Below are 17,510 nucleotides of genomic sequence, written 5' to 3'. Positions count from 1 at the left end.
CGGATGTGCCGCATGTCTCCTGTGCCATTCTTGCCCGTGCCGCGCAGTGGCCGAAGGGGGACGAGCGGGCCGATGGGGGAGAACAGGCAGGCGCTGATCGTCGCCGTTCCGCAGTACGAACTCTCGGAGCGCTTCCACGACCTGACGGAGACGGTGGGACGTGACGTCGAGCTGATGACCGGGGCGCTGCGCTCCTCCGGGTACAGCGTCGAACGGATCGGGGCGACCCCCGACGAGCCCGCCCTGCGCTCCCGGATCCGCAGTGCGATCAGCAGGGTCTGCGCCACCGCGCCCGAAGACGGCACGGTCCTCATCCACTTCACCGGACACGGGCTGTCCGTGGAGGGCGCGGACTACCTCGTGCCTGCGGACGCCCAACTCACTTGGGCCACCACACCGCCGCAGGTGGCGCTGGACAGCCTCATCGGCCTCGACCTCGCCCAACTGCTCCAGGGGTGCCGTGCCGGTACGGTCCTGCTGACCGTCGACGCCTGTCGCGAGGAAGCCGCCTCGGGCGGCACGTCGTACGGCGGGCCGGCGACGAACTTCCCGGCCGGGCGGGAACGGGTGGCCGTGCTCTTCGGCTGCGGCCCCGGCCAGACCTGCGGCTCCGACAAGGAACTCGGCAGCCACTTCACCCGCGCGCTCGCCGACGCTCTTCAGGCGGACACCGCGCCCCGCACGGTCGCCGACGTCATCGCCCACACCGTCCGCAGGACCGCCGAGTTCGCCCGCGCCGCCCGCCAGCGGCAGACACCGACCGCCCACTACGCGCCCAGCGGCCCGGAGGCGATCCGAAAGGTCGAACTCTGCGCCGGCCGCACCCTCCACGAGGAGTGGGCAGCGGCAGTCCGCGACCCCGAACTCTGGTCGGCCGTCGAGGGTGGCGGTGACGCGCGACGCGACGAACTCCAACGCGTCCTCGTGCGGTTGACGGCAGAGTGCGCCAAGTGGCGCAGCACCGCGTTCGCGACAGTCCCCGACCCCTGGGCGGACGACGACTACCCGGTGCGCGTGCTGGCCCGCGGGCTCAGACCCCTGCTCGCACCCTCACAGACACAGGGCGGCCCGCTCCTGGACCCGGGCGAGTTCGCGGTGCTCGCGGCCGCACCCTTCGTCCGCGAGGCCGTGTACGCCATGGGCGTCAAGGAGACGACGGCGGTCGAGCCCTTCCGGCTCGATCCGGAAACCGGCTCCTTGGGGCGTGATCCGGAACGCGTCGACCTGGAGCACACCTTCGCCGCGCACGCCCTGCTCTGGCGCAAGGGCCGCGAGCTGGCCGGACGCGGCCGGGCCGAGGACGCCGCGGCCGTCGCCGCCTGGCTGCTGCACCGGCACGTCGGAGGCAAGGAGCAACTGTGGGACACGTACGCGCCCCAGCTGCTCGCTCCGCTCGCGAAGGCGCTGATCGGTCCTGACACCGCACCGGCCCGGACCGAGGAGCTGACCGACGAACTCGTACGGGTCTGCCGGCAGATCGCGGTCGCCCCCACCGAGCCGAACCAGGGCGAGCGGGACCGCACCGACACCCACTGGCGCCTGGAGGAACTCGCCCGCGCGGACGGCACGACGGAGCGCTGGCGCCCCCGTGAGCTGACCTGGCTGCTCGGCGTCGCTGGCCTGCTCGGCGGCGACCTGAGGCAACTGCCCGGTGTCCTGGTGGACAACATCGGGGTCGCCGACGGGCTGCGGCCCGGCGAAGCCGTGGCGAGTGTGCGGGAGTTGCGCTGGGCGCGGGACCGGCTGAGCAAGACACTCGACCTGGACCTGCCCTGCCCGCACCCCGCGGTGCACGCCGCTCTGGAGACGCTGGCCGCCTGGGCCGACGACGCCGTACAGAACGTGCGCCGGCACCTCACCTCCGCCCAGCCCGCCGCGCTCCTCGCCCACGTGCCCGACCGAATCACCTGCCGTCGGCTGCGCCCGCGGTACGACAGCGCCGTCAAGGGCGACGCCTACGGTGTCCCGCTGATGCGGTTCAGCCTCGCCGAGGACGAGATGCGCGAACTGCTCATGGGCACCCATCTGTACGGCGACCCGGTCCTCGCGCTCCGGGAGATGTACCAGAACGCCCTGGACGCCTGCCGCTACCGGCAGGCCCGGCTGCGCTACGGAAAGGCCGACGGGCACGTCCCGTACACCTGGCAGGGCGAGATCGTCTTACGGCAGGGCACGGACGCGGAGGGCCGCTCCTACGTGGAGTGCGAGGACAACGGCGTCGGCATGGATCACAAGAGCCTGCGGGGCACCTTCTCGCGGGCCGGCCGCCGCTTCGAGCAGTCCCGCGAGTACCGCAGGGAACAGGCCCGCTGGCGCCGCGCGGACCCGGACCTGCGGATCTATCCCAACAGCCGTTTCGGCGTGGGTGTGTTCAGCTACTTCATGCTGGCCGACGAGATCAGCATCTGGACCCGGGCGACGGACGAGTACGGGCGCGCGGAGGCGGACGGCGGGCTTCGCGTGGACGTGGCCTCGACCGGCAGTCTGTTCCGTATCCGGCGGCGCGAGGGGGCGCAGCCCGGGGGTGGCACCCGAGTGCGGCTGTACCTCCAGTCGGGCGACATCGACGTGGCGCAGGAGCTGGCCAAGCGGGTATGGCGGTCCGAGTTCGCGATGCGGGTGGAGCGGGACGGGGAGGCCGTGCGCACGTGGGAACCAGGAGCGCTGTACTACTTCGGTGATGCCCGGCGCCCGCTTCCCGCAGGTCCTGATGCGTGGTGGGTGGACGGAAAGGGATGCCTCCTGGCCGACGGCATCCTCGTGGACCCGGCGTCCATGGTCCAGGAGGACAGCAGCGCTGCCGCCTGGCTCCGCACCGGCGCCGGCAAGCTGGAGCGGCTCGACAGTGCCGGTAAGGACTGGCACGACCTGGGCGGGCATCCCTTCGGCTTCGTGATGGACCTGCGCGAGACGCACGCTCCGGACATCAGCACCGACAGGACCAGGATCCTCTCGTACGACCGGGCGTGGGTGGACGAGCAACTCCTCGACGCCGCCCGTGCGTTCGGGGCGCCGGAGTGGCTGACGCTGGAGTGGCTCTGGGCGTTCGCCCGCCTGCACCCGGCTGGGGCGGTCCGGGTGACGGCGCGGCTGCTGGCGGCCGAAACACATCTGACCAGCCGAACCGGCTGGGACCGGGCGACGGTCCTCGACTTCCGCAGGGTGGGGTGCTTCCCGTTGGACGTGGGGCTGGTGCCGCTGAAGGACTTCGGGACGGTTGTCCTGCCGGACGAAGCCGGGGTGCTGTCCTGGCGGGCGGCGGTTCTGCGCAGCGTCGGAATCGAACTGGGCGAGCGGGCCTGGGAGAGACTGGCGTTGCCGGAGTCGGTGGACGGCTATCCCGCTCCCGAGTCCTGGGAAGCCGGTGTCAGCCCGCGGGAGATGCGGCTGCCCGATGCCACGAGGCAGGCGGCTCTGCCGCAGTCGCCGGAGGAGAGCATCACTCTGGGAGAACTCATGAGGCGGTTGCGCCGGTACGCCATCGCCGGCCTGGACGTGCCCGCCGTCACCGGACTCGACGCGGCGCACCGGATACTGCTCGACGCCACGGACCGCCGGATCCTCCTCGGCCGTGAAGCCTATGACGCGTTGCTGCGCGAGGACTACGCACGCCACTTCGCCAACGATGTGGTCGCGGTGCTCCGGAGGTTCAGTGTCGTGGAGGGCCTGCCCCTCCGGGAGGCCCTGGACCGGGCCAGGCGGTTCGCCGCGGCCGGATTCCCCCTGCACGTGCCGGACGACACCGATGCCGTCCCCGCCGACGCCATCGCCACCCACGAGGAGCTCAACGTGCTGGCCTGGCACCCCCGGTTCACGGCCCCGGGGGAGCGGAAGGCGGGGACGCCGCCGGCTCAGGAGAAGTACGAGGACATCCTGCGTCGGTATGCGTGGCTCGGCTGGGCGGCGGAAGGACCGGCCCCCGCGGAAGCTCCCGCCGCAACGTCCTCCAAATTCGACGTACCCAGGTCCTGGACGCCGGAGCAGCGCACCGAGTTCACCATGAGCCTCGGCATCGCCACATACAGCGCCGATCTGGACCTGTCGCCCCGGCAGATGGCCAGGGCATCGGGGATGCTGGGGATCCCGGTGGCCCAGGTGCCCGAACGGTTCGCGGATGTCCTCGCGGCGCAGCAGCTGCGCGTCCCCCCTCCTGGGGAACTGGCCGACCGCGTCTTCACCAGGCTGGACAGTGACCTCCTCGGCGCCGTTGTCGACCACAGGTTCACCGAGGACTGGCCGTACGACCCGACCGGATGTCCCGCGCCCCTGCTGGAGACGGCGCAGGCCGTGCGGAAGGTCCGGGCCGACGGCGCGCTGGTGGCGGAACGGCTCACGGAACTCGCCGAGGCGGGCTTCGTGGACGAACGCGCGCCGGCGCTCGTGGAGCGGTGGCGTGCCGTCTCGGCCGGTGACTGGGACCTGCTCATGTGCTCCAGGCGAGACGTGGTGTCACGCCGCGGGTACTACGACTCGGAGGGATCGCTGGAGTTGACGAACATGGGCAACGCGGTCCGCGGCGTCGCCCTGCGCCAGGGCGTCGACGTCTTCTTCGTTCTCTATGCCGCGGCGATGGCCCGCAGCACGCTCGGCTCCGCGATCGAACGGCTCACCGCGCTCGGCCCGCTGGTCGGGCTCGACGTCTCGGCGCTGGACCGGCCGGCCGATGGGGCACCCGCTGATCTGCGTCCCACCGCAGCTGACGTCCTGGCCTCCAGCACGCCGCAGCGGACGGAGCGGGAGAATGCCTTCCAGTCCTGGCGGGGTGTCTACGTCCCGCGCTGGCGCCCCCGTCCGAGCCCCGCCGTCCTCGTGTCCCACGCCCGGGCCAGCGACGCGACCCTCGGCGATAGCGTGGCCGTCCTGGTCCGCTACGCCCCCTTCGGTGCCCCTTGGCGAGAGCCGGCCGACGGCGCTGACGGCGGATCCGACGCCTGGCGCGAGCACCGGCCCACCGAGCACGACAGCGCGCTGTTCCGGCCGGACCTCGTCGGCGACCGACCCGTCGGCCCGCTCGAACTGCTGCGTGTCGCGGCCCGCTTCGGCTGGGCGTTGACCAAGGCCTGGGACCGGCTCGCGCTCTACCGTCCCTTCGGTCTGCGCCTCCTGGTGGAACGGCCGGGACCGGACGCGGACACGGTGCCGACCTGGCAGGACCTGATCATGCTCACCGAGCAGTACACGGGACGGGCGCCCGCGCTGAGCGGTGAGGTGACGGCCGACCGCATCGCCGTGGCCGCGCGAGAGTTCGGGCAGCCGACCCGCGGGGTGTACGACCGGCTCGCCCGGTACGCGCCGCTGTTCGGCCTCGTCCTGCCGCCGGACTGTCCCGCCGAGCCGGCCCCGACGCCGCAGGCGGAGCCTTACCGGGCTCGATGACAACCGTCAGGCCGGTCAGGCCGTTGACCCAACCCTGTGAGGAGCCATGCCCGATCACGTTCCGACCGAGTTCCGTGAACAAGAGGTCGCAGTCGACCCGGAGGAGCCGTTCACCGTCGCACGGTCCGAGGACGGCCGCTGGTACACCGTGACGGGACTCTGCCCGACGTGCAGAGCGGCAACCGTCTTCCGGGTGGCGTACGGAGTGCTGGGCCCGCCCAAGCGGCTGTGGCGCCGGGACCGGAGCGAGCCCGAACCCCTCACGGGCTCCATCCCGGTCTACTGCGCCTGCGGTTACCCCCACCCGGAACGGCCGCCGGAGTCGCCCGACTCGGGCTGCGGGGCCTTCTGGGACGTTCCGGTGCCGCCGCCCGCGCACGCGGCGGCGTCGTGAGCGACCTCGCCAGGAAACGGTTCGCCCAGCTCGGGCAGCAGCTCCAGTACGACCAGCTCGGCGCCGTACGCCGGCAGGCCGAGGGCTGGCGCAACGGGCTGACCGGGCTCACGGGGCTGGTGGGCGTGGTCTTCGTCCTGAAGGGCCGCGAGAGCGTCGCGGGCATGCCGGGCGCCTGGCGCTGGACCACGGCACTGCTGCTGGTGCTGGCCTTCGTGCTGCTGCTCTCCGGTGCGCTGGGAGCCGTGCGGGCCGCCCACGGTCCGCTCGGACGGCAGACCTGGCTGAGCGGTGACCGGCTGCTCGCCGCCGTCCTGGACGAGGTCGTGCGCACGCAGGCCGCCCTGATCCGGGCGCGGCGGCTGTCCGTTGCCGGGCTGTGCGCGATCGTCGCCGCGATCGCGGTGTCCTGGCTCGTGCCCGTTGATGATCCCGCGAACTCCCAGCAGGGCGGGCCGTACGTCGTGGTGACCACAGAGGGCGGCGTGCGGTGCGGGGAGCTGGTGATGAGCGACGCCACGGCGGTGACCATCAAACCGAGGAAGGGAGACGAGTACAGCAGGATCCCGATCGGCACGGTCCGGTCGGTCACGCCGACGCGGCGGTGCTGACGGCGCGGCGATTGGCGGAGATCGCCAAGAAGCAAGCGCGTACCGTCGGTAATACTTGTCGGTAACAACGTCTAGCCGGGGCGGAGCGGCGGTCCTACGGTTCAGGCATGCCGAACCTGCCCGATGTCGTGCTGTGGTCGATACCCGCCTTTGTGCTGCTCACCGTGGTCGAGATGGTGAGCTGCCGTCTCCACCCCGACGAGGACGCGGCGGGCTACGAGGCGAAGGACGCCGCGACGAGCATCGGCATGGGGCTCGGCAGCCTCGCCTTCGACTTCCTCTGGAAGATCCCTATCGTCGCCCTCTACACGGCCCTCTACGAACTCACGCCCCTGCGCGTGCCCGTGCTGTGGTGGACCGTCCCGCTGATGCTGCTCGCGCAGGACTTCTTCTACTACTGGTCCCACCGCGGCCACCACGTCATCCGCATCCTGTGGGCCTGCCACGTGGTCCACCACTCCAGCCGGAAGTTCAACTTCACCACCGCGCTGCGCCAGCCCTGGACGTCCCTGACCGTGTGGCCGTTCTACGTCCCCCTCATCGCCGCCGGAGTGCACCCGGCCGCGCTCGCCTTCTGTTCCTCCGCGAACCTCGTCTACCAGTTCTGGATCCACACCGAGCGGATCGACAAGATGCCCCGGTGGTTCGAGTTCGTCTTCAACACCCCGTCGCACCACCGTGTGCACCACGCCTCCCAAGGCGGTTACCTGGACCGCAACTTCGGCGGCATCCTCATCGTGTGGGACCGGCTGTTCGGGTCCTTCGTCGCCGAGACCGTGCGGCCCGTGTACGGACTGACCAAGAACATCGACACGTACAACCCGCTCAAGGTGGCGACGCACGAGTACGTGTCCATCGCGAAGGACCTGAAGGCGGCGCGCGACTGGCGCGAGCGCGCGGGGCGGGTGTTCCGGGGGCCGGGGTGGGGGCCCGCGCCGGCCGCGGCACCGGTGTCCACCGCCGGCACGCCTGCCGAGAGCACGTCGGCGTGAGCCACTCCCGATTCCTCCTCGGCGCCTTCGGTCTCGCCGTCGTCGTCGACCTCGGTTCCCTAGCGGCCGGCTTCGACGCCGGGCACGCCGTCGCCAAGCCGCTGCTGATGCCGCTCCTGGCGCTCTGGGCCGTCCTGCGCCGGGCGCCCCGGCCGCTCGTGGCCGCCCTGCTGTTCGGCTGGGGCGGTGACGTGCTGCTGCTGTCCGACGCCGAGCCGGCCTTCCTCGCCGGCATGGGCTGCTTCGCGGCGGGACACGTCTGCTACCTCGTCCTCTTCCGGGCGCACGGCAGCCGGTACGCGGTCCCACGCGCGCGTGCGGCCCTGCTCGCCCTGGGCTACGCCACCGCCCTGGTCATCACCGTCGCGCTGCTGTGGCCGGACCTGCCCGCGGACCAGCGCCTGCCCGTCGCCGGATACAGCCTCCTGCTCACGGCCATGGCGTACAGAGCCGCCATCCGGCTCGGCCTCTTCGCCGGGCTCGGCGGTGCGCTCTTCCTGCTCTCCGACACGCTCATCGCCACCGGCGTCGCCGACTGGCCGCAGCCGCCCCTGCCGGACTTCTGGATCATGCTCACGTACATCGCCGCACAGGCCCTCCTCGCCGGCGGCGCGATCGAGGCACTGAACGCGCGCAGGGCGCCGGCCGCGACGTACGGAGAGATGCGCGCCGTCTGATGCTCATCGGCGGATGGGGAACGGCACCCGTGGGTTCGGGAGCGTCACCAGCGGATGGGGAGCGGCAGGGCCGTCAGCAGTCCGGACGAGGCGACCACCAGGCCCAGCGCGACCACCTCCGCCCGCGCCGGCGCACAGGCGGTCAACGGGTCAGCCGCCCGGCGCAGCCGCTGCCGTGCCCACAGGGCGAGGGCGGCCACGGCGGCCACGAGGAGGACCTTGGCGAGCAGGACGCGCCCGTACGCCGTCGCCGTCAGTTGCTCCAGGACCGTCTCCGGTGGCATCCGGCGCAGTGAACTCCACACGCCCGTCGCCGTGATGGCGGCGAGCAGAACGGCCGCCACGCGCGCGTAGAGGCCCAGCAGGGCGGCGCCCGCCCCCGTGCCGTACCGCCCGCGCCACAGCCGCAGGGTCCGCAGCGCGTGCAGCAGACCGCCCGTCCACAGCGCCGCACAGGTCAGGTGGACGAGGGTCAGCCCGGAGCCGGTCAGCGGGGCGTGCTCGGTCGCGGGGTGCGCGCGCAGGGCCTCGGCGACGACCACGGCGGCCAGCGGCCACAGCTGCGTGGCCGGCCGGCGCGACACGGCACACAGCCCCGCCACGAGGAACGCGTTGACCTCCAGCAGGGCGAGCTTGCCGTCCCGGGACGCGTAGAGCCCGCCCACGTCGATGTCCGACAGGCCGTCGGGGACGAGATTGCCCGTGGCCACGACCGAGGCGAGCCCGAGAGCGGCGGAGAAACCGGCGGCGGCCGCCCACGGTGACCAGCTACGGGGCGCGACCGGACGGCCGGTGGCCCTCCCCGTGCCCGGCACGGAACGCGCCAGCCGGTCCACGAACAACTCGCCGATCGGTACGCACAGGGCCGCGAACAGCACGGTGCGCAGCAGCGCTATGCCGCCGACGCCGGGCACGGAGGCCTCCCCGGTGCCGTGCAGCGCGGTGGACGGGCCGAGCAGCGGGATCAGCGCGGCCAGCGCCACCAGCACCAGGACGGCGACGGGTCTTGTCAAGGTCACCCCGAGATCTTCACCAGCCTTCACATGGCTGGCAAATCCGCGAGAGCGAACTCAGGAGACCTTCGACGCGGCCGACCACCACAACCGGACTTCCCTGCGCACGTCCGTCGGCCGCAGCTCCCATCCCTGCGCGAGCGCCACCTCGGCGACGTACCAGCCGCCCACACCGCGGTAGTCGCGCAGGCTTATCGCACACTCCACGGGCGGTCGCGGCTTCTTCGGGTCGACCGGGGCAGAGGCCCGGGCGGTCCACTTCGCGACCGCCTTGTCCACGCGCGCCTTGTAGAACCCGGTGTCACCCTCATGGCGCAGCTCCGGCCAGGACACGCACCAGGAGGCCAGGCGCGCGACCCGGTTCAGCATCACGTCCATGGCGCCGAGGTAGCCGCGTTCGAGGGTGTTGCTGAACGCCGTGATCACCTCGGCGAACATCCCGACGACGATGAACGCCGCCGCGATGGCCCCCCACAGCACGCACACCACCGGGAACCACACGATGCTCCCCGCGAACCGCAGGGCCAACTGCCACTGCGGTCTTACCGGTTCGGCGGTCCAGGTCGAGGGGGCTTCATACACGTCCATGACAAGGAATCCTGCCGCAGGGACGCGGCGGGCCGGGCGGGTATCCCCGCCCGGCCCGGACTACCTCCACACGAGCTCTACTTGGTCACCGCGTCCAGCGCGTCCGCGATGCCCCACCCGTAGAAGCCGTTGCGGTTCTTCGAACCCTCGCACACCGCGTCGATCTTGCCGTCGGCGTCGATGTCGTACGGGTCCGTGCAGGCCTTGGCGTCGGCCTGCGCGTACAGCAGGGCCTTCACCAGGGCCGGAGAGGCGTACGGGTGCGTCGACTTGATGAGCGCCGCGACGCCCGCGACGTGCGGGGACGCCATCGACGTACCCGCCATGTAGCCCCACTTGCCGCCCGGCAGCGTGCCCAGGATCAGACCGCTCGTGGCGGGCGGCTCCGGCTTCTGGTAGGCGGTCGAGTCGCCGCCCGGGGCGGCTATGTCGGCGACGCCGAGGCCGTAGTTGGAGAAGGACGACTTGAGGCCCTTCGCACCCGTCGAGGCGACCGTGACGACACCCGGCAGCTGGGTCGGGATGTCGAGGCACTCGGACGGGTCGACGACCCGCTCACCCGGCGTGGTGTCGTTCGGGGACGACGGGTCGGTGATCTCGTCGGCCGCGAGGTCGTAGTTCTCGTTGCCGGCCGCCGCGACGTTGACCGCGCCCTTCTTCTCCGCGTACCGCGACGCCCGCGTGACCGCGTCCAGCAGCGCCTTCTGGTCCGGGTCGTTCTTGCAGTTGAAGTACCACGGGTCGGTGTAATAGCTGTTGTTCGTCACGTCGACGCCGTGCTCGGCCGCCCAGACGAAGCCGCAGACGACGGCCTCCGTGTAGAAGAAGCCGTCCGGGTTGGACACCTTGATGCCGGAGACCTTCACCCCGGGGGCGACGCCGGTCATGCCGACACCGTTCTTCGCGGCCGCGATCTCACCCGCCACGTGCGTGCCGTGCGGGCTCTCCGAGGCGCCGGGCCGCCAGGCCCCGTCGGCCGTGTCCGGCTTGCCCGACACACAGTTGACCGACGCGCCGCGGTCGAAGTTGGGCGCGATGTCGGGGTGGGTGTCGTCGACACCGGTGTCGATCACGGCGACCGTGACCTTCGAGCTGCCCAGCGACTTCTCGTGCGCCTTGTCCGCCTTGATGGCGGGCAGGTCCCACTGCTGGGGCTCCAGCGGGTCCTGTCCGGCGGGGGCCTCCGCCCTGGCGACCTCGGCCGCGCTCAGCGCCTTCGGCGTGCCCAGGTCGGCCGTCACGGCCGTGGGCAGCGGCGCGGTGCGGGTGGCGCCGGCCGACTGCACGCCGCGCACCTTGCGGATCGTCTTGGCGAAGTCGGCGTCGGAGGAGTGGACGACGATGACGCCTATCTGGTCGTACGACGTCACGATCGTGCCGCCGGCCTTGCCGACGGCCTTCTTCACGTACGCCGAAGTGCCGTGCCCCGGTTTGACGTTGACGACGTAGCTGAGCGGGGTCGCGTCGGCCGTGACCGCCGCGGGCGCCTCGTCGGCGGCCGTGGCCGTGGTGTTCGGCAGGAACGCGAGGGCCGTGGCCACGGCCATCCCGGCCGGGATCGCGACGGCGCGGCGATAGCGCGCGTGCGGCGCTGTCATGGTGTCTCCAGTTCGTTCGCGGTACGAGCGGGCTGTGCGGGAGGTCTGGGAAACGCGCGTCACTCGACCGCGCGCAGCGCGTTGACGATGCCGTACCCGTAGAAGCCATTGACGCGCTTGCCGCCCTCGCACACCGCGTCCTGCGTGCCGTCACCGTCCTGGTCGTACGACTCGGGGCAGGCGGTCCGGTCGGCCTGCGCCTTGAGCATGGCCTGGAGCTGCGCCGGGGACGCCCAGGGGTGCTTGGACTTCAGCAGCGCGGCCACACCGGAGGCGTGCGGGGAGGCCATCGAGGTGCCCTGGAGGAAGCCCCACGCGCCGTTCGGCATGGTCGACAGGATGCGGCCGTCCTTCGAGGGCGTGTCCGGTATCTGGTAGCGCCGGTCACCGCCCGGCGCCGCGACGTCGACGACGCCCTTGCCGTACGTCGAGAAGTACGACTTCTCGTTGTCGACGCCCGTCGAGCTCACCGTGACGACACCCGGCAGCTGGGTCGGTATGTCGAAGCACTCGTGCGGGTCGATGGTGCGCTCGACGGGCGTGGTGTCGTTCGGGCTGGAGGCGTCGGCGATCGCGTCCGCGTCCAGGTCGTGGTTGGAGTTGCCCGCCGCGGCGACGTGGAGCGTGCCCTTCTTCTGCGCGTACAGCTGCGCCCTGTTGACCGCGTCGACGATGGCTCGCTGGTCCGGGTCGTCCATGCAGTTGTACAGCCACGGGTCGACGTAGTAGCTGTTGTTCGTGATCTCGACGCCGTGGTCGGCGGCGAACACGAACGCGCACACCACGCTCTCCGGGTAGAAGAGGCCGTTCGCCCGGTCGGTCACGTTGATGCTGGAGACCTTCACACCGGGTGCGACGCCTGCCACGCCGATTCCGTTGCGCGCGGCGGCGATCTCACCGGCCACGTGCGTGCCGTGGTAGTCCTCCGGGGTGTACGGCCGCCAGGCGCCCTCGCTGGTGTCGGGCTTGCCGCCGGCGCAGTTCGCGGACTGGGAGGCGGAGAAGTTCGGGGCGATGTCGGGGTGGGTGTCGTCCACGCCGGTGTCGATCACGGCGACGGTCACCTTGCGGCTGCCCGGGTTGATCTTCGCGGCCTTGTCGGCGCCGATCGTGCGCAGATCCCACTGGTCGGCCTCGAGGGGCTCGCTCTCGGGCGTCTTCGCCGAGGCGGCCTCGGTGCGCTCGGCCTGGGCGGCCGTCAGGTACTCGACCGCGCCCTCTTCCTTGGTCCCCGCGGCGGCCAGCGGCGCCGTCCGCGTCGCACCCGCCGACTGGACCCCGCGCACCGTGCGGACGGTCTTGGCGAAGTCGGGGTTCGAGGAGTGGGCGACGATCACGCCGATTCGGCCGTACGTGGCCACGACCGTGCCGCCGGCCGCGCCGATCGCCTTCTCCACCGACGCGATCGTGCGACGGTCCACCTTGGTGTTGACGACGTACGCCAGCTTCGGCGCGTCCGCCGTCCGCGCGGCCGACTCGGCGCGCGGGGCCGCCGACGCGGCAGCGGGCAGGAAACCCAGCGAGGCCGTCAGTGACAGTACGACGGGCACGGCGAGAGCGAGCCGGCGTCTGGAACGCAGATGAGACATGGGGTCTCCACATCCTCCGGAAACGAAACCGGCCCGAGGCACAGGTGGTGCTCGGGCAGGTACATGACGAGGTGGTGCAGGGTGAAGCTATCCCGCGCTCTCGCTGGCCAGCAACGTTTTGCCGAAACGACTTCGGAAAGAACGCCGGGCAGTTGAACCGGTTCTCGCGAGCCGCCGTGACGTTGGACAAGGAGCGCGAGGACACTCGCCTCCGTCCCTGATCAAAACCGCTTCCGTCATCGCGAGGAGACGCTCCGTGGCCACCGACGCACCGCCCCCCTCGAAAGAGCAACACAAACTCCCCTCACCCGAGGAGTTCACCGAGGTGCAGGAGAGCGCGGAGTTCGGTGAACTGCGCCGCTCCTACCGCTCCTTCGCCTTCCCGCTGACCATCGCCTTCATCGCCTGGTACCTGCTGTACGTCCTGCTGTCGAACTACGCGGGCGGCTTCATGGGCACCAAGCTGTTCGGCAACATCAACGTCGCCCTCGTCTTCGGCGTCGCCCAGTTCCTCACCACGTTCCTCATCGCCTGGTGGTACTCGAAGCACGCCGCCGCGAACCTCGACCCCAAGGCCGAGGCGATCAAGTCCCGGATGGAGGGCGGCGCATGAGCCCCGCACAGCAGACCCTTCTCGCCGCGAACGAGGCCAGCCAGCACCGCCCGCTGATCATCACCCTGTTCGCGTTGTTCGTCCTCGCCACCCTCGGCATCACCATCTGGGCGGGCCGCCAGACCAAGGACGCCGCCGACTTCTACGCGGGCGGACGCCAGTTCAGCGCCTTCCAGAACGGCCTCGCCGTCTCCGGCGACTACATGTCGGCCGCGTCGTTCCTCGGCATCGCGGGCGCGATCGCCATCTTCGGCTACGACGGCTTCCTCTACTCCATCGGCTTCCTGGTCGCCTGGCTGGTCGCCCTGCTCCTGGTGGCCGAGCCGCTGCGCAACTCCGGCCGCTACACCATGGGCGACGTGCTCGCGTACCGCATGCGCCAGCGCCCGGTGCGCACCGCCGCCGGTACGTCCACGATCGTCGTGTCGATCTTCTACCTGCTGGCCCAGATGGCCGGCGCCGGCGTCCTCGTCTCGCTGCTGCTCGGCATCACCTCCGACGCCGGCAAGATCCTCATCGTCGCCCTCGTCGGCGTCCTGATGATCGTCTACGTCTCCATCGGCGGCATGAAGGGCACCACCTGGGTCCAGATGATCAAGGCCGTGCTGCTCATCGGCGGCACCATCCTGATCACCTTCCTGGTGCTGCTGAAGTTCAACTTCAACATCTCCGACCTGCTCGGCACGGCCGCCGAGAAGAGCGGCAAGGGCGCCGCCTTCCTGGAGCCCGGCCTCCAGTACGGCGCGACCGGCACCTCCAAGCTGGACTTCATCTCCCTCGGCATCGCCCTGGTGCTCGGCACCGCCGGCCTGCCGCACATCCTGATCCGCTTCTACACGGTGCCGGACGCCAAGGCCGCCCGTAAGTCCGTGAACTGGGCCATCGGCATCATCGGCGGCTTCTACCTGATGACGATCGCGCTCGGCTTCGGCGCCGCCGCGCTCATCTCGCAGGAAGAGATCATCGCGTCCAACCCGTCCGGCAACACGGCGGCACCCCTGCTCGCCCTGCACCTCGGCGGCGTCGACTCGACCTGGGGCGCGATCCTGCTCGCCACGATCTCGGCGGTGGCCTTCGCGACGATCCTCGCCGTCGTCGCCGGCCTCACCCTCGCCTCGTCGTCCTCCTTCGCCCACGACATCTACGCCAACGTCATCCGCAAGGGGAAGGCCTCCGGCGCCGAGGAGGTCCGCGCGGCCCGCTGGGCGACCGTCTTCATCGGCGTCGTCTCCATCGGCCTCGGCGCCCTCGCCCGCGACCTGAACGTGGCCGGCCTGGTCGCGCTCGCCTTCGCGGTCGCGGCCTCCGCCAACCTGCCGACGATCCTCTACAGCTTGTTCTGGAAGCGGTTCACCACCCAGGGCGCCCTGTGGTCGATCTACGGCGGTCTGATCGTCGCCGTCGGCCTGGTGCTGTTCTCGCCCGTCGTCTCCGGCGACCCCAAGGCGATGTTCCCCGAGGTCGACTTCGCCTGGTTCCCGCTGAAGAACCCGGGCATCATCTCCATCCCGTTCGGCTTCCTCATGGGCTGGCTCGGCACGGTCCTGTCCAAGGAAGAGCCGGACGCCAAGAAGTTCGCCGAGCTGGAGGTCCGGTCGCTGACCGGCACCGGCGCCCACTAGGGGGTGTCCGTAAAGTCCCGTCGTCCGCCCGGAGGGCGGGCCTCGCGGCGTCCGGTGCGTGCTCTCGGCGTGCCGGGCGGACGCCCGCGTACTGGTTGTACGCGGGTGTTCGGCCGGTGCGGCGAGTGGGGGCACCTCCCACGCCCTTAAGGCAGTGGGGGAGCGTGCCGGGCGTCGCGAGGCAGGCGGGACTTTGCGGACACCCCCTAGCACGAACTCCCTCGCGCGGCCGCGTCGTAGGAACCTCCAGGTCCCTGCGACGCGGCCGCGTCCCGCGTCGTGGGATCGGGCCTGTGGTGATGTCAGTGGTGTCACGTAGGCTCGCAGGTGCCGGGGAAACATGGCTCCGGGCACGATCCGCGTCGAGGGAGGGGGCCCACGTGCTCATCGACACCTACGGCCGAGTGGCCACCGACCTGAGGGTCTCGCTGACCGACCGGTGCAATCTGCGCTGCACGTACTGCATGCCCGAGGAGGGTTTGCAGTGGCTGGCCAAGCCGGACCTGCTCACGGACGACGAGATCGTCCGCCTGATCGACATCGCGGTCACCTCCCTCGGTATCGAGGAGGTCCGCTTCACCGGTGGCGAGCCCCTGCTGCGCCCGGGCCTGGTCGGCATCGTCGAGCGCGTCGCGGCCCTCGAACCTCGCCCCCAGATGTCCCTCACCACCAACGGCATCGGCCTCAAGCGCACGGCGGCCGCCCTGAAGGCGGCGGGCCTGGACCGGGTCAACGTCTCCCTCGACACGCTCCGCCCGGACGTCTTCAAGACCCTCACCCGCCGCGACCGCCACAAGGACGTCATCGAAGGCCTGCACGCCGCGCGCGACGCGGGCCTCACGCCGGTCAAGGTCAACTCGGTCCTGATGCCGGGCCTCAACGACGACGAGGCCCCCGACCTCCTCGCCTGGGCCGTGGAGCACGACTACGAGCTGCGCTTCATCGAGCAGATGCCCCTGGACGCCCAGCACGGCTGGAAGCGCGACGGCATGATCACGGCGGGCGACATCCTGACCTCCCTGCGCACGCGCTTCGAGCTGACCGCCGAGGGCGAGGAGGCGCGCGGCTCGGCACCGGCGGAGCGCTGGCTCGTCGACGGCGGGCCGCATGTCGTCGGCGTGATCGCCTCGGTCACCCGCCCGTTCTGCGCGGCCTGCGACCGCACTCGCCTCACGGCCGACGGACAGGTACGCACGTGCCTGTTCGCCCAGGAGGAGACCGACCTGCGCGCCGCCCTGCGCTCGGACGCCCCGGACGAGGAGATCGCCCGCATCTGGCGCCTGGCGATGTGGGGCAAGAAGGCGGGAGCGGGCCTGGACGACCCGACCTTCGTGCAGCCGGACCGGCCCATGTCGGCGATCGGTGGTTAGAGGTACTCAGGCGCGAGGCCTCAGCCTTCGGTCGCTTCCCACTCCTTGAGAAGCACCACGTCCTTCAAGAAACCCCGCACCCCGAGGAACTGCGACAGATGCTCGCGATGCTCTTCGCACGCGAGCCACGTCTTGCGCCGCTCCGGCGTATGGATCTTCGGGTTGTTCCACGCCAGCACCCACACGGCATCCGCACGGCAGCCCTTCGCGGAACAGATGGGCGTCTCGTCACTCACTGCTTTGTCTCACCACTGCACACAGAAAAGGCGACGCCGAGCAGCCACGGGGGGAGCTGCCCGGCGTCGGTCCGTCGCTCCGACGGGGGATGCGGAGCGCGTACGAAGTATGTCACGGGTAACCCCGGGCCCGGCACCTGAACAGCATGATTGATCTGAGCTTTTCTTGAGCTTGGCGGGAAGATGACTTCCGTTTGTGATCGCCCCCAAGCGCCCCTACCGCTCCTGCGACTCGGTCCGTGCCCCCGGCACCGTCCCGGACACGGCGTCTTCCGCGACGGATTCCTCGGGAGAGTCCTGCGTCCCCGGCGGCGCGATCATCGGCCGCACCGGCGGCACCACGAACGTCGACGGCAGAGACGGCGCGTTTTCACGCCCGGCGTTCGCGATCACCACCGCGATGTACGGCAGCACCAGCCCGAGCACCAACGCCACGGCGGCGACGTGCCGTTCGACGTTCCAGAGCGTGGCCGCGAGGATCACGGAGATCGTGCGGACCGTCATCGAGATCACGTACCGGCGCTGCCGCCCGCGGACGTCCTCCTGGAGTCCGGCCCGGGCGCCGGTGATCCGGAACACCTGGGCATGTCCGTCGCCATGCTGCTTCCGCATCGCATTCCACCATCCGCCCGTATCGGATCTCCCCGCCCCGTAGCCGTCCTCGGCCGGCCGGGGAACCTGGCCGGGACAGCTTCCACGTTACGCCGCGCCTGCGTCGGCTACGAGACCGGGGCCGCTCCGGCCCGGGCGAACGGACTGGTCCGTGCCGCGTACGGCCACGCCCGGCATGCGGCGTAGGGCACCTGGGCCGACACTGGGCGTAGTGCTCAC

The 17,510-nt window shown here is 71.1% G+C and carries 14 protein-coding genes; 8 read left to right on the top strand and 6 right to left on the bottom strand.

The window, feature by feature from the left end; translation table 11 throughout:
* Positions 1–72 precede the first annotated feature (72 nt).
* The 5 genes from CP976_RS44330 to CP976_RS10330 all read left to right on the top strand — a co-directional run bounded on the left by CP976_RS44330 (position 73) and on the right by CP976_RS10330 (position 8,050).
* Positions 73–5,376 carry an HD domain-containing protein gene (locus CP976_RS44330; RefSeq protein ID WP_167537313.1) on the top strand — a complete coding sequence of 1,768 codons (5,304 nt, stop codon included), beginning with the start codon at positions 73–75 and terminating at the stop codon, positions 5,374–5,376.
* Between the two features lie 46 nt (positions 5,377–5,422).
* Positions 5,423–5,770: a hypothetical protein gene (locus CP976_RS10345; RefSeq protein ID WP_150480074.1), complete on the top strand. Its 348-nt coding sequence runs from the start codon at positions 5,423–5,425 to the stop codon at positions 5,768–5,770.
* Positions 5,767–6,381: a hypothetical protein gene (locus CP976_RS10340; protein WP_150480073.1), complete on the top strand. Its 615-nt coding sequence runs from the start codon at positions 5,767–5,769 to the stop codon at positions 6,379–6,381. Before CP976_RS10345 ends, CP976_RS10340 begins: the two co-directional genes overlap by 4 nt.
* A 107-nt stretch (positions 6,382–6,488) precedes the next feature.
* Entirely contained in the window at positions 6,489–7,373 is an 885-nt protein-coding gene (locus CP976_RS10335; RefSeq protein ID WP_150480072.1) for a sterol desaturase family protein, read from the top strand.
* The gene (locus CP976_RS10330) at positions 7,370–8,050 is read left to right on the top strand and encodes a lysoplasmalogenase (protein ID WP_150480071.1); all 681 of its coding nucleotides are present in this window, start codon (positions 7,370–7,372) and stop codon (positions 8,048–8,050) included. Before CP976_RS10335 ends, CP976_RS10330 begins: the two co-directional genes overlap by 4 nt.
* Before the next feature lie 44 nt (positions 8,051–8,094).
* Here CP976_RS10330 and CP976_RS10325 read toward each other — a convergent pair whose 3' ends face one another.
* The 4 genes from CP976_RS10325 to CP976_RS10310 all read right to left on the bottom strand — a co-directional run bounded on the left by CP976_RS10325 (position 8,095) and on the right by CP976_RS10310 (position 12,838).
* Positions 8,095–9,069 (bottom strand): CopD family protein, encoded by a 975-nt coding sequence (locus tag CP976_RS10325; RefSeq protein WP_150480070.1) that lies wholly within the window; start codon positions 9,067–9,069, stop codon positions 8,095–8,097.
* 51 nt (positions 9,070–9,120) lie between these two features.
* Entirely contained in the window at positions 9,121–9,651 is a 531-nt protein-coding gene (locus tag CP976_RS10320; RefSeq protein WP_150480069.1) for a hypothetical protein, read from the bottom strand.
* A gap of 77 nt (positions 9,652–9,728) precedes the next feature.
* Positions 9,729–11,249, bottom strand: coding sequence for a S8 family peptidase (locus CP976_RS10315; RefSeq protein ID WP_150480068.1), 1,521 nt, complete (start codon positions 11,247–11,249; stop codon positions 9,729–9,731).
* Positions 11,250–11,308: 59 nt separating this feature from the next.
* On the bottom strand, positions 11,309–12,838 hold the full coding sequence (locus CP976_RS10310) for a S8 family peptidase (RefSeq protein WP_150480067.1): 1,530 nt from the start codon (positions 12,836–12,838) through the stop codon (positions 11,309–11,311).
* A gap of 256 nt (positions 12,839–13,094) precedes the next feature.
* On the opposite strand from CP976_RS10310, the gene CP976_RS10305 reads away from it, so the two are divergent.
* From CP976_RS10305 to moaA, 3 genes are all read left to right on the top strand, one after another.
* Positions 13,095–13,451 (top strand): DUF485 domain-containing protein, encoded by a 357-nt coding sequence (locus tag CP976_RS10305; RefSeq protein WP_150480066.1) that lies wholly within the window; start codon positions 13,095–13,097, stop codon positions 13,449–13,451.
* Positions 13,448–15,073, top strand: coding sequence for a solute symporter family protein (locus tag CP976_RS10300; RefSeq protein WP_150480065.1), 1,626 nt, complete (start codon positions 13,448–13,450; stop codon positions 15,071–15,073). Before CP976_RS10305 ends, CP976_RS10300 begins: the two co-directional genes overlap by 4 nt.
* 380 nt (positions 15,074–15,453) lie before the next feature.
* Positions 15,454–16,443, top strand: a complete 990-nt coding sequence (moaA, locus tag CP976_RS10290; protein ID WP_229876607.1) for a GTP 3',8-cyclase MoaA — start codon at positions 15,454–15,456, stop codon at positions 16,441–16,443.
* A 20-nt stretch (positions 16,444–16,463) separates the two neighbouring features.
* Here moaA and CP976_RS10285 read toward each other — a convergent pair whose 3' ends face one another.
* Together CP976_RS10285 and CP976_RS10280 are read right to left on the bottom strand one after the other, a co-directional pair.
* Positions 16,464–16,679, bottom strand: a complete 216-nt coding sequence (locus tag CP976_RS10285) for a hypothetical protein (protein WP_150480063.1) — start codon at positions 16,677–16,679, stop codon at positions 16,464–16,466.
* Positions 16,680–16,895: 216 nt separating this feature from the next.
* Positions 16,896–17,291: a DUF3099 domain-containing protein gene (locus CP976_RS10280; RefSeq protein WP_150480062.1), complete on the bottom strand. Its 396-nt coding sequence runs from the start codon at positions 17,289–17,291 to the stop codon at positions 16,896–16,898.
* Positions 17,292–17,510 lie beyond the last annotated feature (219 nt).

Source organism: Streptomyces coeruleorubidus, from assembly GCF_008705135.1.
Classification (GTDB): domain Bacteria; phylum Actinomycetota; class Actinomycetes; order Streptomycetales; family Streptomycetaceae; genus Streptomyces; species Streptomyces coeruleofuscus.
Note: the sequence above shows the minus strand (reverse complement) of the source record. Positions and strands in the feature narration are given on the sequence as shown.

Coding starts and splice junctions, on each gene's coding strand:
- CP976_RS10280 (WP_150480062.1), bottom strand. CDS start 17,291: ATGCGGAAGCAGCATGGCGACGGACATGCCCAGGTGTTCCGGATCACC.
- CP976_RS10315 (WP_150480068.1), bottom strand. CDS start 11,249: ATGACAGCGCCGCACGCGCGCTATCGCCGCGCCGTCGCGATCCCGGCC.
- CP976_RS10300 (WP_150480065.1), top strand. CDS start 13,448: ATGAGCCCCGCACAGCAGACCCTTCTCGCCGCGAACGAGGCCAGCCAG.
- CP976_RS10345 (WP_150480074.1), top strand. CDS start 5,423: ATGCCCGATCACGTTCCGACCGAGTTCCGTGAACAAGAGGTCGCAGTC.
- CP976_RS10320 (WP_150480069.1), bottom strand. CDS start 9,651: ATGGACGTGTATGAAGCCCCCTCGACCTGGACCGCCGAACCGGTAAGA.
- CP976_RS10310 (WP_150480067.1), bottom strand. CDS start 12,838: ATGTCTCATCTGCGTTCCAGACGCCGGCTCGCTCTCGCCGTGCCCGTC.
- CP976_RS10335 (WP_150480072.1), top strand. CDS start 6,489: ATGCCGAACCTGCCCGATGTCGTGCTGTGGTCGATACCCGCCTTTGTG.
- CP976_RS44330 (WP_167537313.1), top strand. CDS start 73: ATGGGGGAGAACAGGCAGGCGCTGATCGTCGCCGTTCCGCAGTACGAA.